The 26,259-nt window shown below is 69.7% G+C and carries 26 protein-coding genes; 12 read left to right on the forward strand and 14 right to left on the reverse strand.

The annotated features are described in order from the left end of the window. Positions 1 to 232 precede the first annotated feature (232 nt). The gene (locus tag KIH74_RS06875) at positions 233 to 1,507 is read left to right on the forward strand and encodes a hypothetical protein (RefSeq protein WP_214154936.1); all 1,275 of its coding nucleotides are present in this window, start codon (positions 233 to 235) and stop codon (positions 1,505 to 1,507) included. 43 nt (positions 1,508 to 1,550) lie between these two features. Here KIH74_RS06875 and KIH74_RS06880 read toward each other — a convergent pair whose 3' ends face one another. The 4 genes from KIH74_RS06880 to KIH74_RS06895 all read right to left on the reverse strand — a co-directional run bounded on the left by KIH74_RS06880 (position 1,551) and on the right by KIH74_RS06895 (position 5,184). Beyond that, positions 1,551 to 2,276, reverse strand: coding sequence for a hypothetical protein (locus tag KIH74_RS06880; RefSeq protein WP_214154937.1), 726 nt, complete (start codon positions 2,274 to 2,276; stop codon positions 1,551 to 1,553). Positions 2,277 to 2,870: 594 nt separating this feature from the next. After that, a complete protein-coding gene (locus KIH74_RS06885) occupies positions 2,871 to 3,404 on the reverse strand; it encodes an Imm1 family immunity protein (RefSeq protein WP_214154938.1) in 534 nt (177 codons plus the stop codon). Beyond that, positions 3,401 to 4,360 (reverse strand): DddA-like double-stranded DNA deaminase toxin, encoded by a 960-nt coding sequence (locus tag KIH74_RS06890; RefSeq protein WP_214154939.1) that lies wholly within the window; start codon positions 4,358 to 4,360, stop codon positions 3,401 to 3,403. Before KIH74_RS06890 ends, KIH74_RS06885 begins: the two co-directional genes overlap by 4 nt. A 119-nt stretch (positions 4,361 to 4,479) precedes the next feature. After that, entirely contained in the window at positions 4,480 to 5,184 is a 705-nt protein-coding gene (locus tag KIH74_RS06895) for a hypothetical protein (protein WP_214154940.1), read from the reverse strand. 380 nt (positions 5,185 to 5,564) lie between these two features. Here KIH74_RS06895 and KIH74_RS06900 point away from each other — a divergent pair, with 380 nt between their 5' ends. After that, a complete protein-coding gene (locus tag KIH74_RS06900) occupies positions 5,565 to 5,774 on the forward strand; it encodes a hypothetical protein (protein WP_214154941.1) in 210 nt (69 codons plus the stop codon). Between the two features lie 21 nt (positions 5,775 to 5,795). On the opposite strand, the gene KIH74_RS06905 is transcribed toward KIH74_RS06900, so the two are convergent. After that, the gene (locus tag KIH74_RS06905) at positions 5,796 to 6,242 is read right to left on the reverse strand and encodes a nuclear transport factor 2 family protein (protein ID WP_214154942.1); all 447 of its coding nucleotides are present in this window, start codon (positions 6,240 to 6,242) and stop codon (positions 5,796 to 5,798) included. Positions 6,243 to 6,392: 150 nt separating this feature from the next. On the opposite strand from KIH74_RS06905, the gene KIH74_RS06910 reads away from it, so the two are divergent. Genes KIH74_RS06910 through KIH74_RS06925 form a run of 4 tightly spaced genes read left to right on the forward strand, consistent with a single transcriptional unit; the run spans position 6,393 to position 10,453 of the window. Then, positions 6,393 to 7,259, forward strand: a complete 867-nt coding sequence (locus tag KIH74_RS06910; RefSeq protein ID WP_214154943.1) for a helix-turn-helix domain-containing protein — start codon at positions 6,393 to 6,395, stop codon at positions 7,257 to 7,259. Then, positions 7,256 to 7,834, forward strand: coding sequence for a chloramphenicol phosphotransferase CPT family protein (locus tag KIH74_RS06915; protein ID WP_214154944.1), 579 nt, complete (start codon positions 7,256 to 7,258; stop codon positions 7,832 to 7,834). The genes KIH74_RS06910 and KIH74_RS06915 overlap by 4 nt, the downstream gene beginning before the upstream one ends. A 49-nt stretch (positions 7,835 to 7,883) precedes the next feature. Further along, on the forward strand, positions 7,884 to 8,960 hold the full coding sequence (locus tag KIH74_RS06920) for a carboxylate-amine ligase (RefSeq protein WP_214154945.1): 1,077 nt from the start codon (positions 7,884 to 7,886) through the stop codon (positions 8,958 to 8,960). A 29-nt stretch (positions 8,961 to 8,989) separates the two neighbouring features. After that, positions 8,990 to 10,453 carry a protein adenylyltransferase SelO gene (locus KIH74_RS06925; RefSeq protein WP_214154946.1) on the forward strand — a complete coding sequence of 488 codons (1,464 nt, stop codon included), beginning with the start codon at positions 8,990 to 8,992 and terminating at the stop codon, positions 10,451 to 10,453. 118 nt (positions 10,454 to 10,571) lie between these two features. Here the strand turns inward: KIH74_RS06925 and KIH74_RS06930 are convergent, their stop codons facing one another. Beyond that, entirely contained in the window at positions 10,572 to 11,141 is a 570-nt protein-coding gene (locus KIH74_RS06930) for a TetR/AcrR family transcriptional regulator (protein WP_214154947.1), read from the reverse strand. Between the two features lie 123 nt (positions 11,142 to 11,264). Here KIH74_RS06930 and KIH74_RS06935 point away from each other — a divergent pair, with 123 nt between their 5' ends. Further along, complete coding sequence (locus tag KIH74_RS06935; protein ID WP_214154948.1) at positions 11,265 to 12,239, forward strand: NADP-dependent oxidoreductase; 975 nt, start codon at positions 11,265 to 11,267, stop codon at positions 12,237 to 12,239. 163 nt (positions 12,240 to 12,402) lie between these two features. On the opposite strand, the gene KIH74_RS06940 is transcribed toward KIH74_RS06935, so the two are convergent. Continuing rightward, the gene (locus KIH74_RS06940) at positions 12,403 to 12,888 is read right to left on the reverse strand and encodes a MarR family winged helix-turn-helix transcriptional regulator (protein ID WP_214154949.1); all 486 of its coding nucleotides are present in this window, start codon (positions 12,886 to 12,888) and stop codon (positions 12,403 to 12,405) included. A 73-nt stretch (positions 12,889 to 12,961) separates the two neighbouring features. Between KIH74_RS06940 and KIH74_RS38405 the strand changes: the two genes are divergently transcribed. Next, positions 12,962 to 14,572 carry an FAD-dependent monooxygenase gene (locus KIH74_RS38405; RefSeq protein ID WP_214154950.1) on the forward strand — a complete coding sequence of 537 codons (1,611 nt, stop codon included), beginning with the start codon at positions 12,962 to 12,964 and terminating at the stop codon, positions 14,570 to 14,572. Further along, on the forward strand, positions 14,472 to 15,284 hold the full coding sequence (locus tag KIH74_RS35975) for an SDR family oxidoreductase (protein ID WP_308113631.1): 813 nt from the start codon (positions 14,472 to 14,474) through the stop codon (positions 15,282 to 15,284). The genes KIH74_RS38405 and KIH74_RS35975 overlap by 101 nt, the downstream gene beginning before the upstream one ends. A 17-nt stretch (positions 15,285 to 15,301) precedes the next feature. Here the strand turns inward: KIH74_RS35975 and KIH74_RS06950 are convergent, their stop codons facing one another. Then, a complete protein-coding gene (locus KIH74_RS06950) occupies positions 15,302 to 16,336 on the reverse strand; it encodes an aldo/keto reductase (RefSeq protein ID WP_214154951.1) in 1,035 nt (344 codons plus the stop codon). Positions 16,337 to 16,409: 73 nt separating this feature from the next. Between KIH74_RS06950 and KIH74_RS06955 the strand changes: the two genes are divergently transcribed. After that, on the forward strand, positions 16,410 to 16,946 hold the full coding sequence (locus KIH74_RS06955) for a TetR/AcrR family transcriptional regulator (RefSeq protein WP_214154952.1): 537 nt from the start codon (positions 16,410 to 16,412) through the stop codon (positions 16,944 to 16,946). Here the strand turns inward: KIH74_RS06955 and KIH74_RS38410 are convergent. The 3 genes from KIH74_RS38410 to KIH74_RS06970 all read right to left on the reverse strand — a co-directional run bounded on the left by KIH74_RS38410 (position 16,933) and on the right by KIH74_RS06970 (position 20,891). Then, positions 16,933 to 17,967: a sensor domain-containing diguanylate cyclase gene (locus tag KIH74_RS38410; RefSeq protein WP_214154953.1), complete on the reverse strand. Its 1,035-nt coding sequence runs from the start codon at positions 17,965 to 17,967 to the stop codon at positions 16,933 to 16,935. The genes KIH74_RS06955 and KIH74_RS38410 overlap by 14 nt on opposite strands. A gap of 69 nt (positions 17,968 to 18,036) precedes the next feature. Further along, on the reverse strand, positions 18,037 to 19,056 hold the full coding sequence (locus KIH74_RS06965; RefSeq protein ID WP_214154954.1) for an SMP-30/gluconolactonase/LRE family protein: 1,020 nt from the start codon (positions 19,054 to 19,056) through the stop codon (positions 18,037 to 18,039). Next, positions 19,053 to 20,891, reverse strand: coding sequence for a flavin-containing monooxygenase (locus KIH74_RS06970; protein WP_214154955.1), 1,839 nt, complete (start codon positions 20,889 to 20,891; stop codon positions 19,053 to 19,055). Before KIH74_RS06970 ends, KIH74_RS06965 begins: the two co-directional genes overlap by 4 nt. 176 nt (positions 20,892 to 21,067) lie before the next feature. On the opposite strand from KIH74_RS06970, the gene KIH74_RS06975 reads away from it, so the two are divergent. Next, positions 21,068 to 21,553: a MarR family winged helix-turn-helix transcriptional regulator gene (locus tag KIH74_RS06975; protein ID WP_214154956.1), complete on the forward strand. Its 486-nt coding sequence runs from the start codon at positions 21,068 to 21,070 to the stop codon at positions 21,551 to 21,553. Between the two features lie 54 nt (positions 21,554 to 21,607). Here KIH74_RS06975 and KIH74_RS06980 read toward each other — a convergent pair whose 3' ends face one another. From KIH74_RS06980 to KIH74_RS06990, 3 genes are all read right to left on the reverse strand, one after another. Next, positions 21,608 to 22,783, reverse strand: coding sequence for an SMI1/KNR4 family protein (locus KIH74_RS06980; RefSeq protein ID WP_214154957.1), 1,176 nt, complete (start codon positions 22,781 to 22,783; stop codon positions 21,608 to 21,610). A gap of 114 nt (positions 22,784 to 22,897) precedes the next feature. After that, complete coding sequence (locus tag KIH74_RS06985) at positions 22,898 to 23,356, reverse strand: hypothetical protein (protein WP_214154958.1); 459 nt, start codon at positions 23,354 to 23,356, stop codon at positions 22,898 to 22,900. Positions 23,357 to 23,774: 418 nt separating this feature from the next. Further along, positions 23,775 to 24,347 carry a TetR/AcrR family transcriptional regulator gene (locus KIH74_RS06990; RefSeq protein ID WP_214154959.1) on the reverse strand — a complete coding sequence of 191 codons (573 nt, stop codon included), beginning with the start codon at positions 24,345 to 24,347 and terminating at the stop codon, positions 23,775 to 23,777. 804 nt (positions 24,348 to 25,151) lie between these two features. Here KIH74_RS06990 and KIH74_RS06995 point away from each other — a divergent pair. After that, the gene (locus tag KIH74_RS06995; RefSeq protein ID WP_214154960.1) at positions 25,152 to 25,829 is read left to right on the forward strand and encodes a nitroreductase family protein; all 678 of its coding nucleotides are present in this window, start codon (positions 25,152 to 25,154) and stop codon (positions 25,827 to 25,829) included. The last annotated feature ends 430 nt before the right edge of the window (positions 25,830 to 26,259 follow it).

The raw sequence follows: 26,259 nt of genomic DNA on the forward strand, positions 1-26,259 counted from the left end.
GATGGATCACGTCGTACCGGGCAGCGGTACCCTGCGACAGGTCAGGCTAGAGAATCGGCCACACTCTTACGAAGCGTGATTCGCGGGCCGAGAGGATCGCCGACTACACCCGTCAGCTTGCTTGACTCCACTGCATCGAGCACTACCGGTGTCATCACCTGCTGCCATCGAGTGCAGCCCTCGTATCCCTCTCCTGCCCGGGTGGTGTTCGCCGACTGACGGGCAAAGGTTCGTGGATGACGGCGAGAGGGACAGGCCCGTGGAGTCTCCTGCCGAGGGCAAGGACAAGAAGACCGCGAAACAGGACCGGCGCCGGGTGCAGGCTGCCGGACGGCAACTGGATCGCGCCCAACGACGCCACCGCCAGGGCATCGACCGGATCAACCGGGAGATCGAGAGCGTCCGCCAGGCCAGGAAGCTCGCCTCACTGTGGGGCGGGAACTGCTGTCTGTTCGAGGACCGGGTAGAGATCGGCCGCGCCCGGTTTCCGCTCGATGACCCGCACCTGCACGTCGAGGTGGCCGCCTCTGGCAATGGCGACAGAACCAAGGTCCACCTGACCCTCAGCAGTTCCGCCGGCGTGAAGACCGTGTCCCTGCCCGGCCGCCAGGAGAGCGCTGCCCGCACCTACGCCGCCGCGATCCGTCAGGCCGTGGCCAGCTACGAAGAGGTGCACCGGAACAAGGCGGCCACCATCCGGCGTCTGGAAGCTGACGCCGCCCACGCCGAAGCCGACGTGCAGGACATCCAGACTGCGCGAACCGCACTGTTCGACGAGGAAACCCGCACCGGGCTGACCTACACACCCGTACGCTGGAAACTCAGAGCCATCGGCGCAGCAGCCGCCACCCTGGCGATCCTGGCCACCATCGGGGCGCTGAGCGAACCCGAAACCGAGACCAGCACAGCAAGTTCCAGCCAATCTGCCACGGTCACACCCACGACCACCACCGCCAAGATCACCACGGCCAGGACCACAGCTCCCGCGACTACCGCACCCAGCACGGCGCAGGCCAGGCCCACCACGACGAAGGCCGAGCCCCGTACACCGAAGACCACACCGAAACCCACCAGCAGAAGGGCAGAACCGAGCAAGTCGCCGAAGGCCAAGCCGACGGAACCGAAGCAGCCCAAGATCGCGTACGAGCACCTCACGCAACGCGAATGGGCCCTGATCGCCCGCGACCCCGACAGCCACATCGGTGAGGCCATCGTGGTCTACGGTGTCGTGACCCAGGCCGACTCCATCACTGGAGCCCAGACGATCCGCGCCGACATCGGCGGCGTGAAGGACACCCCCGACTACTTCGGGTACTCCAACTACCCCACCAACACCATCGTCACCTCAGACAAAGTGGACCTCGGCGAATTGGTCGAGGACGACATCTTCCGCGCCCGGGTCATCGTCATGGGAAGCCAGCAGTACGAGACCACCCTCGGCGGCTACCTGACCGTCCCCACGATCGAGATGAAACGTGGCTGGCGCATCGGTCACCAACCAGACTAAATCCCATGCACCATAAGCCCTTCCATCGGCATGCGCAGAGATCTCAGAAGCCGAGCCTCCTCAGCAGAACGACACCGTACGCGACGAAGATCAGGAGGAAGGTCATCGTCAGGACGCCGAGCAAGCGGCTGAAGAACGAGTCCGTGATGTTCTCGATCAGCGCTTCCTGGAGAAGGACTCCCAGGTAGAGGAAAAGACTCACCGCAGTAGCGACGGGGGTGATGATCTTGATGTAGGTACTCGGCCTGAGGTTCAGCGTCCTGTTGAGCTCGTCCGCGAAATAGACCTGAGCACCGGTGAAGATCGCGAAAGCGGCCCCGTACTCAGGTCCCGCGCCCGGCTGCCAGGAGAATATCCGGAAGACCACGATGGACAGGTAGCCGAGAACAAGGCACAGGACGACGGTGGCCCAGTCGTCCCGCGAAGAGCCACGGGCCGAAGTGAAGGCCTTGAACAAGACCAACACGAGCTCGTTCAGGGCCAAGGCCCATCCGGAGCAGGCAGACCCGAAGAGTGGAACGTCCTGCCCGAAGATCCAGACGACCACGAAGTAGGCGCACGTGGCCGCGATGCCCGCCGTGATCACCAGATCGCTGCGCTGGGCGTAGCCGGCCAGGAGAATCTGCGTCAGGACCAGCCCCGCACCGTAGGACACCGCGATGACGAAAAGCCATTCCCAGCCGATGAAGTCAAACAAGTTCTCGTAGACGCCGATGAGAAACACATACAGAGCCACGACCGGAGACAGAGTCAGCGGCAGAAGCGCCATGTACAAGATCCCCGGAGTGGCCAGTTTCCCGCCGGCGGCTCTTCGGTTCCCAGAGTCTCCCATCACCGGCGACCTCCTCGCCCCACGCTCTTTCCAGCACGGTAGGCGCATCGATCGTCCTCATGGGCAAAAATGCTGCCTTAGCTCTCGGACATCGGTACTGAGGATCAGACACCAGGAATACATGTTCCGGCGCCTTGAATGGCCGCTGGCGCAAGGACCCGCCAAAGTCCGATGGTGCTGGCCAGGATCAATCTCAGGACCCGCCTCTGGCCCGTAGGATCGGGCAGGAACGAGGATCGCTTCCCTTCATGAAGGGGAAGTTGCGGCAGTTCTGCGAAGCGAGGCACCTGGATCACGAGCGCCGACCCGTCCAATGGTGTCGTGACGCTGGCGCGCGAACTGGGCCCCTCGGCCATCTTGGCGATCTTTGGCGCCCAGGCCGCACGGTGTTCGCCGGACCAGCGGCGGCTGATGATAAGGCCGCGCGGATACCTGAATCTCATCGCCCTGCACGAATCTTCGCGCTGTCCAGCCCTGAGGCCGTGACGTCCAGCCGTTCCAGGTGGCATCCGCCCCAGTGACGATGGCGGGTCAGGGCTCGGGGTCGCCCATGAAGGCCAAGGACGTCCACGCGAGCGTGGCTGTGCGGTTCCCTGTTTCCAGGTACTCGGTCAAGATGTCCTGAACATCGGTGAGGGTCAGACGAAACACGCTGGGTGGGAATTCGTCGGCGTTGCCGCAGTTGTCGAAGGTAATCGGGCCCTGCGGAGCGATCCGGTCGGGATTGAAGGCCTGGAGCGCGTCGACTTCGCCGAGCCAGCGCAGTCCGGCACCGGCTGGGTCTCCGATGACGGTCTCGATGTGCACTTCCGGTTCCTGCGGCCCCGGCCCCACATCATGCAGCGTGCCCGGAGCCCACACATGAACCATGGATCCGATGCCCTCCTGCCCGGCCTGGGCCTGGATCCGCGCCAGCACCGCGGCCAACTCACTGCGGTCGGCCACCAGCGCTTCGAGCGGCATGCCGCTGCTCTCGTCACGGCTCCACTGCAACATCAGCGGCGACCGGCGGCCCCCACCGTTTCGGCCCGTGGCGCTGGATGCTTCCGAGGGGGTGCTGGTCATGGCTTGATCAGTTCTCCGTTTCCTTCGTATGTTCTGAAATGGCTAGTTCCGTCCTCATGGGCAACGTACACGTGCAGGACGGCCCCACGGGGAAGGATGTACGGCAGCAGGGTGTCGCAACCCAGCTGGTCGCGACAAGGGCGATTATTGATGACCAGCAACGATTCTCGCGCGAACAGGCCTCTGCGGACACCGGCCGCGACATGTGATTCCACGTGCGAGAGCAGTGAAGTCGCGAATTTCAGCCTCGGGGTGCGCAGCGCGAGATCCTGCACCAGTCCCCGGTCCTCCCCGGAGACGATCTCGGGCCCCGCGGCCCTGCCGTTGACGGGGTCCAGGACGATCCCCGTGGTCTTCGCTCTTTTGTCGCCCTGGCGTGAGGGGAGCCTGGCGCCTGCCACGCGGACCCAGTCCGGAATCACCCCTGGCCCAGGCTTACCCCAAGGGCCCGGGGCGTCCGGGACGTCCGGGCCGGGTGGGTGCTCCGGGGTGTGTGGCGACCCGAACTGGGCGGCGGCCTGGTGTTCTGCCTCCAGAGCCGTGTGTCCCTGGTGGAGCTGTTCGGTCGTGGAGATCAGGTCATCGCGCAGGTCGATCAGGGATCCGGCGAAGCCCGCATGGGCGGGCTGGGCCGCAGTTGCGGCGTCGTCGCTGGCCTGGGCCGCCGAGGCGAGCATGTCCACGCCGCGGCCCAGGCCCTCGACCGCGCCGCCGAGGTGCTGCCGGAGGTTCCCGAGGCCCGTCGTGGCGCTGGCGCGTTCGACCGCAGCCAGAGCGCTGCTGATGGTGTCACGGGCGTCGGCGATGGCTTCGGCCAGGTGCTGGAGCGTCTGGCCGGCCTGGTCGATCTGCTCGGCCAGACCGTCCCATCCGTGATCGAGGTAGTCCCGGATGATCGATTCAGCCCGCTCGGCGTACGCCTGCGCCCGCTGCCGGCATCGTTCTACAGCAGCCACCAGCGGACGCAGAACCTCCAGGACAGCTGGGACCCCGCCGCTTTCACCGCCCACGCATCACCCCGAACAGCACCGGCCGCCATCCGCGTCCCCGCCTGGACCGGGGTGCATCCTCATGCTCAGCAGCGGCCTGAGCGCAGGAGCCGGCCGGCAACGGATTCGCCGACCGCTGTCCCGGCGCCGAACAGTACGCCCGCTGCGAAGACCGTCCCAGCGAACAGCAAGAGGCCGGCCCATTCGCTGCGCCCGCCTGCGGACGCGGCGGGCACCGGCATCGCCTCGGGCCTGCCGACGGCCACGCCTTGCTCTTGGGGCTCGTTGAAGCCGTCCTGCTGGTCATGGGCACTGACCTGCGGCGCATCGGTTCCGGCTGCGGGCGACCGCTCATGCGCCGGGAAGCCTCGGGCGGGCCGGGGTATCCGGTGAACCATGTCGGCCACGCGCGTGTACCTGTTCGGGGCCAGCGGTTGCTGGCCTTCCCAGAGCAGGATCTCCAGCCGACCCAGATCAGCCACGGCCGCGAAGGCACGATCGGCGGAAGCCACCAAGAATCGACGACAGCCCTGGCCCGCCTGTCGGCGCGCTTCGTGCAGAAGCACCTGGTCGGCAGCACCCTTGCCATCATCGACCAGCAGCAGGCGCACCCCCCGCTCCTGGAGAATCTCCTGGCTACCCGGCCCCATCCGGGTGCGCCTACACGCGGCAACCACGCTCAGGCCAGGCCCGGCCTGACGCAGCAGCGCATCCAGACGCGGCGCCAGGACCTTCACTCCAGCTCCGTGGCCCACCATGTTCTCCAGATCGATCAGCAGCACCCCGGCCACCAGGCCCACCTCTCCCCAGCTCTCCTCACATGACCACACCGGCCGAGCCCGGTTCCACGGCATCGCGACATGCCAAGGTGGCGGCTGACGACAAGACGCGCAGCGGATGCACATCGGCGATCATCCAACTAAATACCCCAAAGCATCCAGCCGAATGCACACTGTGCTCAGTGAAGCCTCTCGATCACTTTGCCCACTGGTTGCCGGCGAGCTCGTGTGGGCGGCGTACGATCGCCCACCACGGCTCGCCAAGAGACCTTGACCCGGCATCAGTGGACACGGCTTCCCACCGACATCCGCAGCGCCGTCGAGAACCGGTTCGGGCCCGTCGAGGCGGCCGAAACCATTGACGCCGGAACGGTTCCAGCCCTACCGGGCTCATGCTCGTCCGGGTCGGCCACTCCCCGCAGCAGGCCGAACAGTGGGCGACCGGGATTCCCGCCGGGGTACGGGCTGACCGGGATCACGTCACCTCGTTCGCGCACGCGACCACCGCGCGGATCAAGGACCGCTCCCGGCAGTTCCCGCAAGCGGTTCACCTGCGGGAACTGGCCGTGGCGTCCGCGCGGTGGGCGGCGCACCGCAGCTGAGCAGGCACCCTCTCGCCGGGCTCAGGCGCTCGCGGGCGCCGGGTTGCGGCGGTAGAAGGCGGCGAGCGCGGCGGGGTTCTCGAGGTAGATCTCCATCCGGGTGCTGCGGCCGTCCGTGATCCGGTGGACCTCCACCATGTGCAGCGGCAGTTGCTCGCCGGAGGTGTGGGCGGTCAGCGTGCCGTGCAGCACGCCGGTGGCGCCGTCGGCGCCCTCGTACAGCTCGAACGTCTCCAGGGTGACGGCGGCGTGGCTCATCATGACGCCCAGCACGTTGTGCAGGAACGCGTCCCGGCCCTGATGGATACCGCCGTACGGGAGCTCGTGCGGTTCCACCACGACGACGTCGGGGTGCAGGCGTGCCGTGACGCCGGCCACGTCACCGGCGGCCAGGGCGGTGTAGAGGGAGCGCAGCGCCTCGCTCGCGCTCTCGGTGGACGGCGTGAGAACCGTTGCGGGAGTGGACATGTTTCCTCCGGAGGGATCTGTCCCGGAGATCCGGGCAGGAGCCATGTAAGCGCTCCGTCGGCCGGGTGCGGGAGATCCTGCTGTAGGGGGCCCCAGCAGGGACCCCCAGACCGGCCGGGCGCGGGGCGAGGGGCGGGCTACGGTGACGGGGTGCATCCACGAGAGACGGCCGCCGCGTTCCTGCGGGCGCGACGCGATCGCGTCACCCCCGAGGCGGCGGGGCTTCCGGGCGGTGGGGACCGGCGGGTTCCCGGGCTGCGCCGCACCGAGGTGGCGATGATCGCGGGGGTCAGCGTCGAGTACTACACCCGCCTGGAGCGCGGGAATCTGCGCGGGGTCTCCCCCGGCGTGCTGGACGCGCTCGGCCGGGCGCTGCGCCTGGATCCCGTCGAGCGCGAATACCTGCACGACCTGGCTCGCCTGGCCACGGTACCGGCCCGGCCGGCCACGCCCGTCGCACCGCCGGGACCGGTGCCGCCCGCCCTGCTCCAGATCATCGAGGGCATGCCCCACCTGCCGGCGTACGTGGCCAACCACCGCATGGACGTGCTGGCGTGCAACAGCCTCGGCCGGGCCCTGTACGCCCCGCTGTGGAGCACCGCCGGCAACGAGGGCAACCTGGCGCGCTTCGGGTTCCTCGATCCGGCGGCCCGCTCGTTCTATCCCGACTGGGCCGAGATGGCGCGTTTCGCAGCGGGTTTCCTGCGCCGTGAGACCGCCAGGGACCCGGGCGACCAGCAGCTCGCCGCGCTGGTCGCCGAGCTGTCGGCACGGTCGCAGGACTTCCGCCAGGCGTGGGCCGCGCAGGAGGTCACGGCGCTGCGGGCGGCCAAGCGCATCCACCACCCGCTGGTCGGCGACATCGCCCTCCAGATGGACACCCTCCAGGCGATCGGCAACGACGGCCTGAGTGTCGTGGTCTACACGCCGATCGCCGGGGCCGGGGGCGCCGAGGCCCTCGCCCTGCTGGAGATGCAGGCCCCGGCACCGCAGCACCCGGCAGAGGTGCGCCGGTGAGAAAGGACGCCCGTCCCCGGGTGCTGGTGCTGAACGGCGGCTCCAGTTCCGGCAAGACGTCGGTGGCCCGGGAGCTTCAGGAGGTGCTCGACGGCGTCTGGTTGCGTCTGGGCGTGGACACGCTGATCGACGCGTTGCCGGCGTCCTTCCTGACCGGGGACGACCTGACGTTCACCGCGGACGGCGAGGTCGTGGTGGGCGCCGGGTTCCGGCAGGTCGAGGACCGGTGGATGACGGGGGTGGCCGCCATGGCGCGGGCCGGCGCGCAGGTCCTGATCGAAGACAACTTCGTCAGCGGCCCGGGCGCCCAGCGGCGCTGGCGGGCGGCCCTGGCCGGCCTGCCGGTGGGCTGGGTGGGAGTGCGCTGCGACCCGTCCGTGGCCGCCGAGCGGGAACGGCTGCGCGGCGACCGGGTGCCCGGGATGGCCGCCCGGCAGGCGGTCGCGGTGCACCGGGGCATCGACTACGACATGGAGGTCGACACCGGAACGCAGACCTCCGCGCAGGCCGCCGCCCGGGTCCGGGCCCGCTTCTTCACCCCGGCCGATCAGCCGAGCCGGTCCGGCCCGGCCTGACCGGCTCTCCCGGGAGGCGCCGCACCCCCACTCGGCCAGAATGTCCCCTATGGGGGATATGACGCGGCGCACCGTGGGGGTCGAGGAGGAATTCCTCCTGGTGAACGAGCAAGGCGTGCCCAGCCCGGCCGCTCCCGTCGTCATCAGGCAGGTGCCCGAGACCGCCCAGGGCGAACTGCACCAGGAACAGGTCGAGATCGCCTCCCGGCCCGCGACCGACCTCGACACGATCACGGCCGATCTGCTGGAACGCCGCCGCCGGCTGGCCCGGGCGGCCGGGCGGGCGGGAGTCCGGGTGGCGGCCCTGGCGGTCAGCCCGCTCCCGGCCCGGCCCACCTCCTCACCGGCCGAACGTCATCAGCGCATCCTGGCCGGGTACGGGCAGACCGCCCGCCAGAACCTGATCTGCGGCTGCCACGTGCACGTGGGCATCACCTCCCCGGCCGAGGGGATCGCCGCGCTCAACGGCATCCAGCCCTGGCTGCCGGCGCTGCTGGCGATCAGCGCCAACTCGCCGTTCTGGGACGGCGCCGACACCGGCTACGCCAGTTACCGCCGGCAGTTGTACGACCGCTGGCCCACCACCGGCCCCACCGCGCCGTTCCGTGATCCGGCCGAATACCACGCCGTGGTGGGCCGGCTCGTGGATTCCGGAATCCTGCTCGACCCGGCCATGGTCTCCTTCGACGCCCGGCTGTCGATCCGCTACCCCACCGTGGAGATCCGGGTGGCGGACGTCAGCCGGCACCCGCACGAGGCCGTCGTGATCGCGGCGCTGGGCCGCGCCCTGGTGGACGAGGCGGTCGCGGACGGATCCTGGCCGCAGGCCCGGCCCGAGCTGCTGCGCGCGGCGGCCTGGCAGGCGTCCCGGCACGGCCTGTCCGGTGACCTGCTCGACCCGCTGACCGGCCGGCGGGTGCCCGCCGGGCAGCACCTGGAGCAGCTGGTCGACCGGGTGCGCCCGGCCCTGGCCCGGCACGGTGACCTGGACCGGGTGCAGACCGCGCTGCACGACCTGCTCACCCACGGCACCGGCGCGCAGCGCCAGCGCGCCGCCCACGCGCGCCGTGGCCTGCTGACGGACGTCGTCGACTCCGCCGTCCTGCACGAGCCTGCCCGCGCCTGAGACCGGAGTTCGGACGTAGTCTCGACGGCATGACCACCACGTCCGCCACCGCCGCGCGCCTGGACAACCGTTTCGCCCGGGAGCTGCCGGAGCTGGCCGTCGCCCGCACGGGAGATCCCGCGCCGCAGCCACGGTTACTGGTGCTCAACGAGCCCCTGGCGCTCGAGCTGGGCCTCGACCCGGCCTGGCTGCGCAGCACCGAGGGCCTGGAACTGCTGGTCGGCACCCGGGTTCCGGACGGTGCCACGCCGGTGGCCCAGGCCTACGCCGGGCACCAGTTCGGCGGCTACTCGCCCCGTCTCGGCGACGGCCGGGCCCTGCTGCTCGGCGAGCTGACCGGCCCCGACGGAACCGTCCGCGACCTGCACCTGAAGGGCTCGGGCCGCACCCCGTTCGCCCGGGCCGGTGACGGCCTGGCGGTGGTCGGCCCGATGCTGCGGGAGTACGTCATCAGCCAGGCCATGCACGCCCTGCGCATCCCGACCACCCGCTCCCTGGCCGTGGTCGCCACCGGGCGCCCCGTGCGTCGCGAAACCGTACTGCCCGGAGCGGTTCTCGCCCGGACCGCCAGCAGCCACCTGCGGGTCGGCACCTTCCAGTACGCCCGTGCCACCGACGACACCGACCTGCTGCGCCGCCTGGCCGACCACGCCATCAGCCGCCACCATCCCGCGGCGGCCCGGGCCGGGCGTCCCTACCTGGCCCTGTTCGAGGCCGTGGTCGCGGCCCAGGCCGACCTGGTGGCCCGCTGGATGCTGGTGGGTTTCGTGCACGGCGTGATGAACACCGACAACATGACGATCTCCGGCGAGACCATCGACTACGGCCCCTGCGCCTTCCTGGACACCTACGATCCCGCCGCCGTCTACAGCTCGATCGACCGCGACGGCCGCTACGCGTACCGCAACCAGCCGGCCATCGCCGGCTGGAACCTCGCCCGCCTCGCCGAGACCCTGCTCCCCCTCATCGACGACGACCAGGACACGGCCGTCGAGCTCGCCACCCAGGCCCTGCGCGCGTTCTTCAGCCACTACGAAAAATCATGGACGACGGGGATGCGGGCCAAACTCGGCCTGATCGGCGATCCCGGCGACGACGTGCTCGCCCCACTGGTGAGCGACCTCCTCGACCTGCTCGAGACGAACCAGGTGGACCACACGTCCTTCTTCCGCTCGCTGTCCACGGCGGCCCGCGGCGACACCGGCCCCACCCGGTACCTGCTCGCCGACCCCACCGCCGCCGACGGCTGGCTCGCCCGCTGGGTCGCCCTGGCCCCGCAGGCGACCTTGATGGACGACGTCAACCCCGCCTACATCCCCCGCAACCACCTGGTCGAAGAGGCACTGACCGCCGCCACGGACGGGGACCTCGAACCGCTGCACCGCCTGCTCGAAGCGGTGACGGCGCCCTTCGACGAGCGCCCCGGCCTGGAACGCTACGCCGTGGGAGCACCCCCGGAATTCGGCAGCTACCAGACCTTCTGCGGCACCTGAGCCCCAGCCGCACGGTCGGGGACGGCACTTCCGCAGCGGCGTCCCGGCCGTCCGGCCACGCTCACCACTCCGACCCACACCGATCCACGCTGTCCCTCACCCCGGTCAGGCCGTCCCCTCACCTCGGACGCAGGCCGTCCATCAGCAGGTCGAGCAGGCGTCCGGCCCTGGCGTCCTGAGCGGGCCGGGGAGCCACGGTGAAGATGCCGATGAGCGCGGACGCGATGTCCTCCGCGGTGACGTCGGAGCGCAGGTCCCCCGCCGCCCGGCCCGCGTCGAGAATCGCGGTGACGGCCGCCAGCAGCTCACCGCGGGTCGAGGCGTGGGCGATCTCGCCCGCGTCGATCATCGCGAGCAGGGTGTCGAGCATGCCGTTCTTGGTGGCGATCCAGTCGCCGAACAGGTCCATCCAGCGCCGCATCGCGGCGGCCGGGGCCAGCCGGGCGAGCAGCTCGTGGGCTCCGGCCGTGAGCCGCACCACCTGGTCCTGATAGATCGCGTCCACCAGGGACTCCCGCGTCGGGAAATGCCGGTAGAGCGTGCCGATGCCGACCCCGGCCTCCCGGGCGATCGCGCGCATCGACGGCTCGGCACCGGCCGACGCGAAGACGCGGGTGGCCACCGCCAGCAGGTGCTCCCGGTTGCGGGCGGCGTCCGACCGCGCCGCGCGGCTCCTGGCCTCAGTCAAAACGGATCACGCTCCGGTTGTGTTACGTTGAATCGTCGAAACGGAGCATAGTCCGTTTCGACGGCCCATCCCCGCACCAGCACTCAGCACTCAGCACTCAGCACTCAGCACGGGAGCGATCACATGTCGGCAGACACCAGCACAGCGGCCCAGCTCGACTCCTTCGGCGACCCCGAGAACCTGATCGTCCGCGAGATCCCCGCGCCCCAGGCCGGCCCGGGCCAGATCCGCGTGCGGGTCACCGCGGCCGGGCTGAACCCGATGGACTGGGTGATGACCGCCGACCCGGACACCGCCGCCCGGTTCGGCCTGAGCCTGCCCGTCGGGTTCGGCACCGACTATGCCGGCGTGGTGGACCAGGTCGGTGACGGCGTGAGCGACTTCAGTCTCGGAGAGCGGGTTTTCGGCGGCGCCCTGTCCCGCGCGGTGGCCGGCTCCGTGGTCGTCCGGGCGAGCGGGGACACGGCCGCCGACGAGGCGCACCACACTCCTGACGGCATCGACGACCGCACCGCCGCCGTGCTCACCATCGCGGGACGTACGGCGTCCGCCGCCACCGGCGTCATCAAGCCGGGCGCCGGCGACACGGTGCTGATCGGCGGGGCGGCGGGCGGTGTCGGGGTGTTCGCCGTCCAGCTGGCCCGCCTGGCCGGGGCGCGGGTGATCGGCACGGGATCGGCGGCGTCGTTCGGTCACCTGCGCGACCTCGGTGCCGAGCCGGTCGCCTACGGCGAGGGCCTGGCCGACCGCGTGCGGGCCCTGGCCCCCGGCGGCGTGAGTGCCGCCATGGATCTGTTCGGAACCGAGACCGTGCACACCGCAAGGGAACTCGGCGTGCCGGACGAGCGGATCTGCACCGTGGCCGCCCAGGTCGACGGTGTGCCGGCGGCCAACGGCGCCAACGCCGAGCCCGGGGCCCTGGAAGAGATCGCCCAGCTGATCGCGGCGGGCCGGCTGCGGGTACCGATCGCGCGCAGCTTCCCGATCGAGGAGATCCGCACCGCGGCGCAGCTCCAGGCCGCCCGGCACGTGCGCGGCAAGATCGTCATCGACCTCGCCCAGATCATTCCACCGTCCCGCGCGGCATCGGACGCGTGAAGGAGGCCGGCCTGGTTTCCCACAGTCCCGATCCGGCGGACTGCCGGGCCATGGTGGCACCCCCCCACCGACGCCGGTCGAGCGCCGTCGGTCACGCTGCGCGCCGCCAGAGTGGCTGATGCCCGCGTCCGTTGCGGACCGGGCGTTCTCGTTGAGGCTGACGCTAGTGATCTCCGCGGGTTCTGGTCGCTGCGACCATGTCCCGCATGACGCCTTCCAGCTGATCGAGGAAGGTGTCGTCGTAGGTGTCGAGCACGCGATCGGCAGCCTCGCCGATGGGCCGGAAGAAATTCTCGGTGCGCGAGCGCGCCTGCTCGGTCAGGCGCAGGCGGATGATGCGGCGGTCGGAGTCCTCGCGGCTTCGTACGACGTAACCAGCGGCCTCGAGGCGATTGATCATGGTTGCCGTGGTTCCCGTGGTCAGGCCGACGCGTTCGGCCAGCCGGGCCGGCGACAGGGGGGTTCCGGTGGTTTCACCCCAGAGGATCTCCGCTACGGCGACCGCGTCACTGACGTTGATTCCCATGCTGCGGGCCAGGTCTCGCGATGCCTCGACGTGTGCGTCGGCGTAGGCGCGGAAGAGGAGCAGGACGTCGGAGCGCCGTCCGGGCCTGAAGAGCGTGTCGCGGTCGGCGCGGTCATCGGTCACGACGTGCATGTTACTCGCCCTTCCAGTAGCTTGATTATCAAGCAACTTGTACATCGAGCCTCTGGGAGTGTGGGTGAGCGGCGTGAAGACGACGGCTCCGCGGGTGCTGGTGACCGGCGGCAGCATTGCCGGACCGGCTGCGGCGCTGGGTCTCTTGCAGGCAGGGCTGGTGCCGACGCTCATGGAGCGAGCAGCCGGTAGACGCAGCGCCGGCCAGAACGTGGATATTCGGAATGTCGGGCGTGAGGTTCTGCGGCGTATGGGGCAGCAGGATCGCGTCGCAGCGGCGGGGACCGGGGAAGTTGGTACGCGTTTCCTGCGCCCCGACGGCAGCACATATGCCTCCGTCACCGCGCACGCCGGTGAGGACGGTCCCACCGCGGAGCTGGAGATCCTGCGTGGCGAACTGTCTCGTCTCCTGCTTGAAGCCACGAGCCAAGACGTGGAACACCGCTTCGGTGAGCACCTGGTCGAGGTGACCCAGGACCGGGACGGGGTCCACACGGTGACGGATCAGGGCCGAGAGGAACGCTACGACCTGCTGGTCGTCGCCGAGGGACGGCGCTCGCGAACGCGCGACCTGGTCTTCGCACCCTCGTCACCGGACGGTGTCCGCTACCGCGACCTGGGGCAGTACGTCGCCTACGGCACGATCGACCGCGCGGGGGATGACGATCAGTGGTGGAAGTGGCTGACCGCGCTCGACCGGCGGGTGGTGTCCCTGCGCCCGGACAATCTCGGGACGGCCCGGGCCGCGCTGGCTTTCATGGCCCCGGCGATGGGTGTGGAACGGATCGGGTTCGACGCGCAGATCCGCGTGCTGCGCGAGCGTTTCGCCGACGTCGGATGGCAGACCCAGCGCATCATCGATGGATTCCAGGCCCGGCCGCAGGAGTTCTACTTCGAGCGCGCCGAGCAGGTCACCCTGCCCCGCTGGTACCGAGGCCGGGTGGCCGTCCTGGGCGACAGCGCCTGGGCCGGCCCCACGGGCATGGGCACCACCCTGGCGCTGCTCGGAGCCCACGTGCTGGCCGGTGAACTCGCCGAGCACCTCCACCGAGGCAGCTCCTTCGAACCGGAGCGCGCCCTGAGCGCCTACCAGCACGTGATGCGGCCCTTCGTGGACAAGGCCCAGAAGATCCCACCAGGCATACCAGGGCTGGCCCTGCCGAAAAGCGCCAAGGGGCTGAAGGTTCTGCACGCAGCGCACCGCCTGGCCGCTTCCCGCATCCTTCAGCGGTCCGCTCGGCATCTGCGCCCTCGCAGCCGCGACGTTCCCCGCACCTGCCGCTCTATCCGCACCTTCGAGCCGATGTGGTGCTCGAATCGTGACAGGAACTCCATGCCCAGCCCGACAGCATCACGCCGGGTTGGCCTCGGCCCGGCTCGAACTCAACCGTCTCACCGGAATCGCGTCAGGCCGTGCTCCGGCGCTGACGGATCTCGGCCGGCCTGGATTCGCCTGACGCATGAGGAAGCTCACCGTCCTATTGGCCGCATAGCCTCGCCGAGAACAGCAACGAGCGAGGGGACGCATCATGAGCATTCTGGTGACCGGCGCGACCGGGCAGGTCGGGCGGCACGTGACCCGGCTGCTGACCGAGCAGGGGCATCCGGTGCGGGCGCTGACCCGTCAGCCGGACCAGGCCGCGCTGCCGGAGTCGGTCGAGGTGGTCGGTGGTGACCTGTCGGATCCGGGAACCCTGACGTCGCACCTGTTCGCGGGCGTCCACCAGGTTTTCGTGTTCCCGGTCTGGAGCGGCGTCGGGCCGCTGGTGACGGCGGCAGCCGAGGCCGGGGTGAGCCGTTTCGTGGTGCTGTCGTCGCTGGCGGTGGCGGCGGAGCGGGCCCACGACGCCGGCTCGGCCAGCTACCGGCACCATCAGGCGGTCGAGAAGACAGTGCGGGAGTCGGTGGCCGAGCGCGCCGGGTCGTGGACCTTCCTGCGGCCCGGCACGTTCGCCACGAACCTTCTCAGCTGGGCGTTCCCGATCAGGTCGGGTCTGCCGGTGCGGGCTCCGTACCTGGACTCCGCGCAGGCGCCGATCCATGAGCTCGACATCGCCGAGGCCGCCGTCCACGTGCTGACCACCGAATCCCACCACAACCAGGCGGTGGCGCTGACCGGGCCGCAGGCGCTGACCCGCCGTCAGCAGATCCAGGCCATCGCGGCGGGGATCGGGCGGGCGGTGGCGGCCGAGGAGATCAGCGCCGCGCAGTTCCGTGCCGAGTTCGGCCGGTACATCCCCGACGACATCGTGACCATGCTGCTGGACTACTGGGCGGACTCGGTGCAGCGCCCCGACGTGCCGCGCAGCGTCGAGGCCGTCACCGGCCGGCCCGGGCGTCCGCTGGAGCAGTGGGCCCGCGACCACCAGGCTGACTTCACCGGCTGAGGACGGCTTTTCGGAAGTCAGATCACCGGGACCACGGGGGAACGGAGCAGTTCGCGGTTGCCGTCGGCGCCGTGGGCCAGGGCACCGACGACGTCTTCGTGCGGCGTGCCCAGTCGCACCTGGCTGACCTCGTCCAGGAGCCGGTGGTGCTGCTCGTCCAGGTCGAGGTCCAGCGCCCGGAGGTACTCCCGGAGGTGGGCGGGGGTGCGGGGGCCGACGATGGGGATCAGGGCGGTGCCGCAGCGCGCGGCGCGGTGCCGCAGCCAGGCCAGGGACACCTGCGTGGCGCTGGTGCCCACCTCACCGGCGATCGCCAGGACGGCGTCCACCGTCGCGGTGCGCTGCGCGCCCGACTCGACCGCGTCGCCGCGGGCGCTGAGGCGGCCCTGCTCCCCCTGCCGGTACTTTCCGGTCAGCAGTCCACCCGCCAACGGGGAGTAGGTCAGCACCCCCAGGCCGTAAGCCTCGGCCATGGGCAGCATCTCGCGTTCGGCGGAACGTTCGGCGAGGCTGTACTCGGTCTCGATGCCGACCAGCGGGCCCAGGCCGCGCGGGTGCGCCCGGCTCACCCCGCCGGCCACCCGCCAGGCCGGGAAGTTCGACAGGCCACCGTGCAGGATCTTGCCGGAACGGACGAGATCGTCGAACCCGCCGAGGATCTCGTCCATCGGGGTGACACCGTCGGGGAAGTGCGGCATGTACACGTCGACGTAGTCGGTCTTCAGCCGGCGCAGGCTCGCCTCCAGCGCCCGGATCATCACCCTGCGGCTGTTGCCGGTGGTGGCGGGGCGCGGGTCGGCCTGGCGGGTTCCGCTGTACTTGGTGATCAGCACGAGGTCGTCGCGGCGGCTGCCGAGCAGTTCGCCGAGCACGGTCTCGGACTCCCCGTCCCGGTAGATGTTGGACGTGTCGACGGTGGTTCCACCGGCGTCCACAAAGGTTTCGAAGATCTCGCGGGCGTCCTCCCGGCCGGACGCGCCGAGGCCCGCGGTGCCCAGCGCGTACTCCGAGACACGTAGTCCGGTCGTGCGGCCGAAGGTCTGATAGCGCATGACAGCTCCTGGGGATGGCGTTCGAGAGGGTATGCTCTGGACCCTAGCAAAGAAAACGAGGGGTCACTCTTTTATGCCGAAGGTCAGCCAGGAACACCTCGACGCCCGCCGCCAGCAGATCGTGGACGCCGCTCGCGTCCGGTTCGCCGGTCACGGCTTCGCCCGCACGTCGATGGCGGACATCGTCGCCGCGTCCGGGCTCTCCAACGGGGCCATCTACCGGTACTTCACGAGCAAGGACGACCTCATCGTCGCGGTCTGCGAGCAGGGCACCGACGCCCTGCCGTCCGAGCTCACGGCGACGACGATCGCGGCCTTCTTCGATCATGTGCGCGCCCGGGCCGCCGAGAGCGGCCATGCCCGGCTGGTGGCGCAGATCTACGCCGAGGCCGCCGTGTCCCCCGCCCTGGCGGAGATCGTGCGGGAACAGCTCGCGTCCGTGCGCGCCCACGTCGCCGGGCTGGTGCCCGCGCGCCGGCGGGCGGACGCCGGCCAGATCGCCGAGGCGTTCGTCGCCCTGAGCATGAGCTACAACCAGCAGCTGGCGGTGCGGGGCGACTTCGACCCGGCACCGTTCACCGCGGCCCTCGTGGCGATCATCGACCGGTAGCGCCGCGGGCCTGCTTGCGCTGTGTCTTCTGCGCGTACATGTCCTGGTCCGCCTGCGCGCAGACCTCGGCGAAGGTGGGGGCGCAGGTGAAGGCCGCCTGCCCGACGGACGCGTGGATCCCGGCGGCGGCCAGGGCGGCCTGCATCCGCAGCGCCACGTCGGCCACCTGCGGGGTGGTCAGCCCGACCATGAGCAGGCAGAACTCGTCGCCGCCGAGCCGGGCCACGACGTCCGTGCGCCGTGCGGTGCGGCGCATCACCGTGGCGGCGTGCCGCAGGTGCTCGTCGCCGGCGGAGTGCCCGGCCGAGTCGTTGACGACCTTGAGGTCGTCGATGTCCACGTAGAGCACGGCGCCGGGCTCGGCCAGGCGGCGGTAGCGTTCCTCCTCCAGGACCAGGAGGCGGTCCCAGCCCCTGCGGTTGGTCAGCCCGGTCAGCTCGTCGGTCTCCGACTCCATCTGGGTCGACAGAAGCCGGCGTTGCAGGTCCGTGCGATGCAGGTCGAGTTCGGCCACGCAGCCGAGCAGTCCGCCCAGCAGCCGCAGCAGGGGCTCGTGGCTCCGCAGCTGCTCCCCCTGCGGCGAGGGGTCGAGCCCGCACAGCGAGCCGAACAGGTGGCCGTCGTGGTGCTGGATCGGCACCCCCGCGTAGGCGCTGACCTGGTAGCTCTCGCGCATCGCCACCGGTTCGCCGCCCGGGTCGGCGTGCGGGTCGGCGTCCAGGTCGGGAGTGATCCGGCTGGTGGGGTGATCGAGCATGTGCCGGCACAGGGTCTGTGACCACGGCATCGAGATGCCCGGCTCGGCGCCGTACACGCTGTCGGCCACCGTGAGGTAGACCTGGTTCTCGCCGTCGTACCGGCTGACGAACCAGATCCCCATCGGGACGGCCTGTTTCAGGTAAGCCGTGACCTGCTGGCAGGCGTCGTCGAAGCTGGTGACCGGTTCCACCGGCCGGTCGTCGCCGGCCGCGGTGACCGGGCTCGTCGTGACCGGGGGCGTCACCCCTGACCTGCTGCGCACCCTGCCTCATCGGCGCCGTGCGGGCCCGGCTGAAGGCTGCCGGGCCCGCGAACCGATCGGTGCGCCGGTTCAGCCCCCGTTGGACTGCCGGATTCCCTCGCCCAGCGCCCTGAACGAGTAGACGAACCCGCCCGAGGGCCCGCTGACGGTGAGATAGGCCTCCCGGCTGCCGGGGCGGACGGCCAGGTTGGTCGCGGAGTAGTCCCCGTCGTCCGGTACCGGTGCCCGCACCGAGGCCAGATGCTCACCGGAGGCGCTGAAAACCTCCGCGCCCGGCCGGTTGTGGAACATCTGGTAGATGTTGCCCGAGGCGTCCACCGCGGTGGAGTCGACCTGCGCGCGGCCGCCGTCCACGTAGACCGCCGGGTGCAGGGAGGTCACGCTCCTGCCGTTCCCGGCCAGGCGGGCGTAGTCGATCCGGTTGTCGGCGTACTGGCTGATCCACAGGCCGCCGAACCCGGTGTCGAAGGAGATCCCGTTCGGGGCGGGCAGATCGCCGGCGAGCACCTCGGCGGTCCCGTCGTCGCGGTCGATCCGCACGATGCGCCCGCGGTCGGGCCCGGCCGGATCGTCGTGGCCGCTGGTGTCGCTGACGTAGAGGTTCCCGTCCGGGTCGAAGGTCAGGTCGTCGGGCTGCATCACGGTGCCCTCGACCTTCCCGGAGAAGAACGTGCGCGGGTCGTCTCCCTCCAGCGAGATGCTGTCGACGGTTCCGGCCCGCAGGTCGGTCAGGTACAGGCGGCCGTCGGCCGGGCTGATCTGCGCCGAGGTGAACACGCTGTCGTCGTCGGTGAACAGTGCCTCGGCCCGCTTCGTCCTCACGTCGATGCGCAGCACCTTGGGCTCACCGGCCGGCGCGGTGACGTCCACCACCAGCAGGTCGCCGTCCGGGCCGAACACCGGCCCTTCGAGCAACGTCATACCGGTGGCCTGGTGCACGTCGGTGACCTTCATCAGCTGCCGGGCGGTGATCGTGGAAATGCCTGGCTCACCGGACTTTTCCGCCGTGGCACCACCACCCGCCAGCACCAGCCCGGCGGTCACCGCGACGGCGACGCCGGTGAGGGCCGTGCCCGCGGCGGCCCTCACCGGCCCGCCCCGGCCCTGGAACCCTCGCCCGCAGATCCCGGACGGGCGGCGATCACCTCGTCCAGATGCTCCGCACGCCATCGGGCCAGCAGATCGTGGAAGGCGACCGGCCCGGGTGAGTAGTTCAGCGGCCGCACGGTGCGGCCCTCGCCGTTGTAGTAGCCCGGGGTGCACTCGGCCTGGAAGACCGTGGTGTCCACCGCCACCTGCCGCAGCGTCGCCTGCCACGACTCGGTCGCCTCCGGGCCCGGCTCGACCGTACGCGAGCCCAGCTGCTCGGCGCGGCCCACCACGGCGGCGATGTGCCGGGCCTGCTCGTGCAGGATGTGCACGAAGTTCACGGCGCTGGCGTTCTGGAGCGAGCCCAGGTGGAACAGGTTCGGGAAACCCGGGCTGTAGAAGCCGTGCAGCGTCCGGGGGCCCTCGCGCCAGGTCTCCAGCAGCACCCTGCCGCCGCGTCCGGTGACGGGCAGCGTCCCGGACAGCACCCCGGAGACACCGACGTCGAAACCCGTTGCGAACACCACGCAGTCGACCTGGTATTCCTGGTCGCCGACGACCACGCCGCTCTCGGTCATCCGGGTGATGCCGCCGTGGTCGGCGGTGTCCACGAGCGTGACATTCGGCCGGTTGAACGCCTGGAGGTAGTGGTCGCTGAAGCACGGCCGCTTGCACATGTACCGGTACCAGGGCTTCAGCAGCTGCGCGGTGGCCGGGTCCTGCACGATCCGGTCGACCCGGGACCGGATCCCGTTCATCGTGTGGGCGTCGAGCAACTCGTCCAGCAGTTGCTGCTCCTGCCGGGGCAGACCGGTTTCCTGGACGCCGGACAGGTAGGCGCGCTGGAGGCGGGACGTGGAGGTCCAGCCGTCCTGGATCATGTCCTCGTCCACCGGTTCCCCGGTGATCGAGGCCAGGAAGTTGTCCATCCGCCGGCCCTGCCAGCCCGGTTCCTGCTGCTGGAACCACCGCGGGTCCAGGGGACGGTTGTCCCGGACGTCCACCGTCGCCGGGGTGCGCTGGAACACGAACAGGTGCTGGGCGTCCCGGGCCAGGTGCGGGATGACCTGGACACCGGTGGCCCCGGTACCCACCACGGCCACCCGCTTGTCCCGCAGCCCGGTCAGCTCGCCGTCGGCGGTGCCCCCGGTGTAGGCGTAGTCCCAGCGGCTGGTGTGGAAGGTGTGCCCCCGGAAGTCCTGGATCCCGGGAATGCCAGGCAGTTTGGGCTGCGACAGGGACCCCGGGGAGACCACGACGTAGGTTGCCCGCATCCGGTCGCCGCGGTCGGTCTCGACCAGCCACTCGCCGTCCGGGTCCAGCCAGCGCAGCGCCGTGGCCCTGGTGTGGAACAGCGCCTCGGGATACAGGCCGAAGTGCTCGGCGAGCGCCACCGCGTGACGGCGGATCTGCTCGCCCTGGGCGTACCGCAGGGCCGGGATCGTTCGCACTTCCTCCAGAAGCGGCAGGTAGACGGTGGATTCGATGTCGCAGTGGATGCCCGGGTACCGGTTCCAGTACCAGGTTCCACCCACGTCACCGGCCTCGTCCATCAACCGGACCCGTTCCAGGCCAGCCTTTTTCAGGTAAGCGGCAGTGAGGAGACCACCGAAACCGCCGCCCACCACCAGGGCGTCGACCCGGTCCGTCACCGGCTCCCGATCCGCCCGGGGAACGTAGGGATCCGTCGCATAATATCCGAACTCACCTGCGGCGGAACGGTATTGACGAAGTCCGTCCGGCCTGATCCGGCGGTCACGTTCCCGCCGGTACTTCGCCCGCAGCACCTCCAGGTCAATGCCGTGAATGCTGTCGGAGAGGGGGGTCTGGCTCACCACGCCGTCCTGTCCCGAGCCCGAGAGGGCAGCCGCCAACCACGGCCGTCACCCGATCCGATCACCCGCGGGGCAACCCTCTCGATGCGTCGTCGCTCGATTCGTCGGTGCAAAAAACTTAGCACTGTTCTAAGCGTTTTGCCCGATATCTTCCCGACGTCGCCATACTTGACGCCATGGCAGTCACCAAGGATCATGCGCCCGGCGAAAGAGTCGCTCTGCTGGCCGATATCGCGGAACTCGTCCGCCTCTCAGAAACCGCCGCGTTGCCGCTGGCCCTGCGCAATCTCCTGGAGACCGACCTCACCTTCCAGCAGCTGAAGGTGCTCACCGTGCTGGTCTCCAGTCCGGGCGGATCCCCCCTGGGCGAGCTGGCCCAGACGTTCGGGGTCTCCCTGGCCTCGATGTCCACCATGGTCGACCGGCTGGTCTCACAGCACACCGCGCGGCGCGACGTCGACGCGAGTGACCACCGGGTGCGCCGGGTCCATGCCACCGCACCGGGACGTGACGTCGTGCGCAAACTGGTCAACGCACGTCCGGAGTTCGCCGACGACATCCTGGCCCGGCTCTCCCTGGACGATCTGCGGGCCCTCACCCAGGGCCTGCGGGCCGTCACCGTCGCCGTCGCCGAACTGCGCCACACCACCGGCCGGGACTGAACGGCTCACCACGACGGCGACCGCGAGCGCACCACCGGCGGTGCGCCTCACATCTCACCCGAGCCCGCGCGCCTGGCTGAGCAGCCGGCGGCGCCGATCAGCGGTCATGATCGGCCCGAGTTCCTTGTCCCAGAGCAGTCCCAGCGGGGCCAGGTGCATCCCGGTCTGCGGCGTCCATCCGCCCAGACCCGCCAGCACGAGGCCGAATGCCTCGTCGTCCCGGCCCGAACGCACCAGCTGCCGGGCCTGCTCGACGGTGCGGGCGAAGGCCGGGGTGCGGGAGAAATCGGCGGTCAGGCCCCGCTCGAAACGGTAACGCACGGCGAGTTGCCGTGCCATGGAGGCAAATTCGGGTGGTGAGCTCTGGGTGAACGAGGTCATCCGGTACTCCTGGCCGGCCGCGGGGTCGAGGGCCTGGATGACGAGCAGTGGCAGCAGGTCGTCCTGCACGGCCGCGTCGCCGGTCACCGTCCGCGAGCGCCAGATCAGTTCGGAGTGGTCGGCGTCGTTGCCGGTCAGGGCGGTGACCTGGATGGCCAGGACCTGGGCGCGTTCGTCGCCGAAGCGCCCGGCCTGCTCGAAAACGTCTTCCTCGTCGCGGTTTCCGTTCAGCAGGAGCTGGTAGGCGTGCTCGACCTGGTCGGCGATCTCGGCGTGGGTGCGGCTGCCGGGGGCGTCGAAGTTCAGGAAGGTGGCGTAGTGGTCTTCCAGTTCGGCCCGGAACGACGGCTGTGGTTCCCCGGCGCCGGGGTACCAGCTGGTGAAGCCGACCGCGGTCCATTCGCCGTTCGTGGTGCGGGCCGGGTCGAGCAGGAGACGGTCGGTGCCGGTGTTCAGCAGCAGGCTGCGGCGCAGCAGGGGCGGGCCGTCGTCGGCGTCCGGCGGCCAGGCGCTCCCGGCGTCGTCCCAGGCCTTGATCAGGTCGGGGTCCAGGTCGCGGGTCCAGCCGAGGTCTTCGACGGCGCGGATCGCCGCGAAGTCCATCGACAGGGTCGGCCAGCCGTCCGTGACCGTGTAGAACTCGCGCAGGGTCGGTGGAAGTGTTTGCCCCAGGCGGGTTTCGGTGCGGGCGATGGTGGCCTGGCCGACGGGTGCGGCGCCGATCCAGCCGCTGCGCCGCATCCCCTCGCTCACCTCCAGGCCGATCGCGTCGGCCTGGTCGATCGCCTCCTGGCTCCAGCGTTCCAGCCAGGTGCGCAGGGTGAGGTGGGTCAGCAGGCTGCGGGGCATGATCGTCACGATACCCAGGTCCGGGTGATGGCCCTGGCGGTGGCGGACGGGTGTGTGCCGGCTGCCTGGGTCGCGGGTGGTGGGCTGGGCCGGATCAGGTGGCGGGCATGCCGATCAGGACCGCCGGCCGGCCATGAGCCGGCGCACCTCGTGGGCGAGGTCGAACGACGGGCCGCCCACCAGGTCCCAGGCCCGGTAGATGCCGATGACGAAGCAGGCGACCACCAGCATGGCGATGGTCTCCGCGAGGCCGGCGTCGAGCGGGTGGCGGTGCAGGCGCACGGCGGCCGACAGCTGGAACACGAAGACCGCTGCCAGGCCGATCAGGAACACCGCTTCGTGGATCCGGCTCGCGGCGAGCGCGTGCAGACGTACCAGTGACAGCAGTGTCGCGCCGACGAACAGCAGACCGGCGACGGCGACCACGATCGTCGCGACGGCCAGTCGGCCGCTGGGCACAAGCGCGAACAGTGAGACGGTCAGGGCGTTCATGAAGGACGTCAGCGCGGCCGAGGCGCGCACGCGGTGGATCGGTGCGGCCTGCTGGTTCTCGGCGAAACGTGGCTCGGACACGGTCAGTACCTGCTCGATCAGTTCGCTTGAGCCCGCCCGGACCAGTGGTGCTCAGATCCGGCGTCCGAAAGGCACAGCAGAAGGAGGCCAGGCGGAGCAGGCCCCGGGAATACGCCTGCGAAAGTCATGGCCAACGCCGGCGTGATGACCTGAGAACGTCCTCATTGCTGATCTACGCCAGCCTGCGGATCAGCTCAACCGTGAATGCGCTCAGACCGAACGGCGGTACCGGTCACGTCCGATGGCTCGCGCCAGGGACCCGGCGGCACCGCCGCGGCGCGCTGAGCCTGACCAAGTGCAACTTGGCTATAGAAGCCAATCACAGCGGCCCAAGCAGGGAGCACCATGATCGCGTCACGGCACCTGACCGCCGACACACGATGATGTTCGCACCGGTTCTCTGATAGCCATTGAACGATCACGTCGCCGGCAGCGTGGCGTCCAGGAGCACAGCCGCAGCGGCCCTGGCCGCCCAGGCACCCTGCTGGTCGTCATCCATCCGTGCCGACTGGGCAGCCCCGTCCCACAACAAATGCAACTGTCGCCCCAAAACTCGGGCGTTCATGACGCCAGCCTGCGTTGCGAGGTCGGTGAAGACACCTCGGATCCATTTACGGTAGGCGTCAGACGCCATGCCCGTGCCCGCCGCATGGGCTTCGGCCGTGGCGTTCGCGAACGCGCAGCCCTGGTATGCGGGATCACTGCTGAGCTCGATGAGAAAGTCGAAGACCCCGAGCAGACGGTCCCGGGGCGACTGATGACGGTTGATGGCCCGCTCGATCCCTTCGCCTATCTCGCGATGACGGGCTTCCAGGTAGGCGGCGATCAGACCGTCCTTGGAGCCGAAACTACTGTAAAGCGTCGCCTTGGCGACCCCGGCCGCAGCGATGACGCGGTCGATGCCGACCGTGTGCACCCCTTCTCGGTAGAAGAGATCGTCCGCAGCGGTTAGCAGCCGTTCCTGGGGCGTCGACGGAAGATCAACGGGCACGGCGTGACCCTAACGTGCGGCCCGGAACGTCGCTACAAGGCAATCGATGATGAGACGGCCGGGTAGCCACATCACTCCACCGTGGCCTGTCGGCGAGACGCACCGCGATAAGCAGGGCTACCGGAGCAATCACCGTCATTCGAGGCCACACGGGCGACCATGGGGACAGCGGCATCAGGGGTCGGCTGCCCTGCGTCGAGCGCGCGAGTGGGCCAGACTGCGATCTGCCCCGGGAACCGCGTACCGACCTCATATCGGCTATCAGATATGGCCAGACGCCGCTCATTTGGACCGCCTCGACAGTCTCCGACACCGATGGGGATGTTTACCGGGTCCATGACAGTCAGCACGAGGCAGCATCGGCCGGTAACGCGACGTGCGCATGAACCGGGACGGCGAGCCGTGGCCGCAAGGCGCCCGGCAGGCGACTCCACGATGTGTCTTCGGACTCCCCAAACCATACAGACCCGTCTGTCTACCCGGCAAGTGGCCCGCGTCCATGAGGAACCCGCGCCTACGTCTGAATCATCGCTCTCCGGCAGGTCCAAAGGCAACTCCATGAAACGCTTCCCGTGCTTCGCAGAACGGCACGGCCCTACGCTCCTCGAGCGGCGGCGGATCCTTCATGCAAGCCGGAGCGACACGGGAAGCGAGATCCGAACACGCCGCGCTACTTGAAGCGACGCTGATCACACGGCCGTAGCGGGATATTGGCCCTTCACAGCATGGCCGCTCTAGATTCATCACCAGACAGGTCTGTATGGTCGGCGCAGTCCATCACGCCACCACCACCTGGAGCACTCCGTGACCGAGAGCACCTCATCGAAGACCCTTGGCCTGACCGCGGACGAGGTCCTGACCACGACCCGCGCCGTACGCAGACGCCTGGACCTGACCCGGCCCGTACCCAGAGAACTCATCCAAGAAGCGGTAACCGTCGCCACCCAGGCCCCGTCCGGCCGCAACCAGCAGCAGTGGGACTTCATCTTCGTCGACGATCCGGCGACCAAGGCGACGATGGCCGACCTTTGGAGGGCCGGGCTCGCCCTGGGCAACCCCTACGAGCACCATGGTCTGTCGATCCCCACCCGAGGAAGTTTCGCCTCAGCCGAGTGGCGGCGAATCCGCAGCAGTCTCGGTTACCTGCTCGAACATCTGCAGGAGGTGCCGGTGCTGATGGTCCCGGTGGTGAGGGTGCCCACCCGCGCCGAACTGCGCACTGTGCACGGGCAGGCGCACAACTGGGGCTCGGTGCTCCCCGCGGTCTGGAGCTTCATGCTTGCCGCCCGCGAACGGGGTCTGGGCACCTGCTGGACCATCGGCCATCTGGCCTATGAGCAGGAGATGGCCGATCTGCTGGGCCTTCCCTTCGAAACCACCGTCCAGGTCGCTCTCACGCCCGTCGCTTATACGATCGGGACGGACTTCAAGCCGGCCTCACGGGCGGACGCCGCTCATTTCACTCACTGGAACCGCTGGTAACTGCCTGCCCGTCAGCGATCCGGGTGCAGGCAGCGAAGCCAACCGGGAAGCGTTCTGCTCATCGGGCAATACGAATGTGCATACCGTCCCACGAACCCGCCCAGCCGGATTGGCGTTCCCCACCTCTCCGCGTTCGTCGGGGGGACGTGTTGGGCAGTTTCGCACCCAGCGCATTCATGCGCTCACCGCAATCGCCGTAGCGGCTCATCGCGGGCAGGGACGCTTCACAAACTCGGAAACGTCAAACAGAACAACACTGCACACGCAATTCATCATCACGCAGGGTCTTTCCGCACCGTCGGGCGATCTACTGGAGACGGACAGCAGCGACCGCCGGCCAGGATGCCGGCCTGGTCCAGGATCGTGAGCAGGTCACGGACAGCGGGGATTTCGTTGCTGCGAGGGCGGCAACGGCGATCTGGCCCAGCAC

It is taken from the genome of Kineosporia corallincola (assembly GCF_018499875.1).
Taxonomy (GTDB): domain Bacteria; phylum Actinomycetota; class Actinomycetes; order Actinomycetales; family Kineosporiaceae; genus Kineosporia; species Kineosporia corallincola.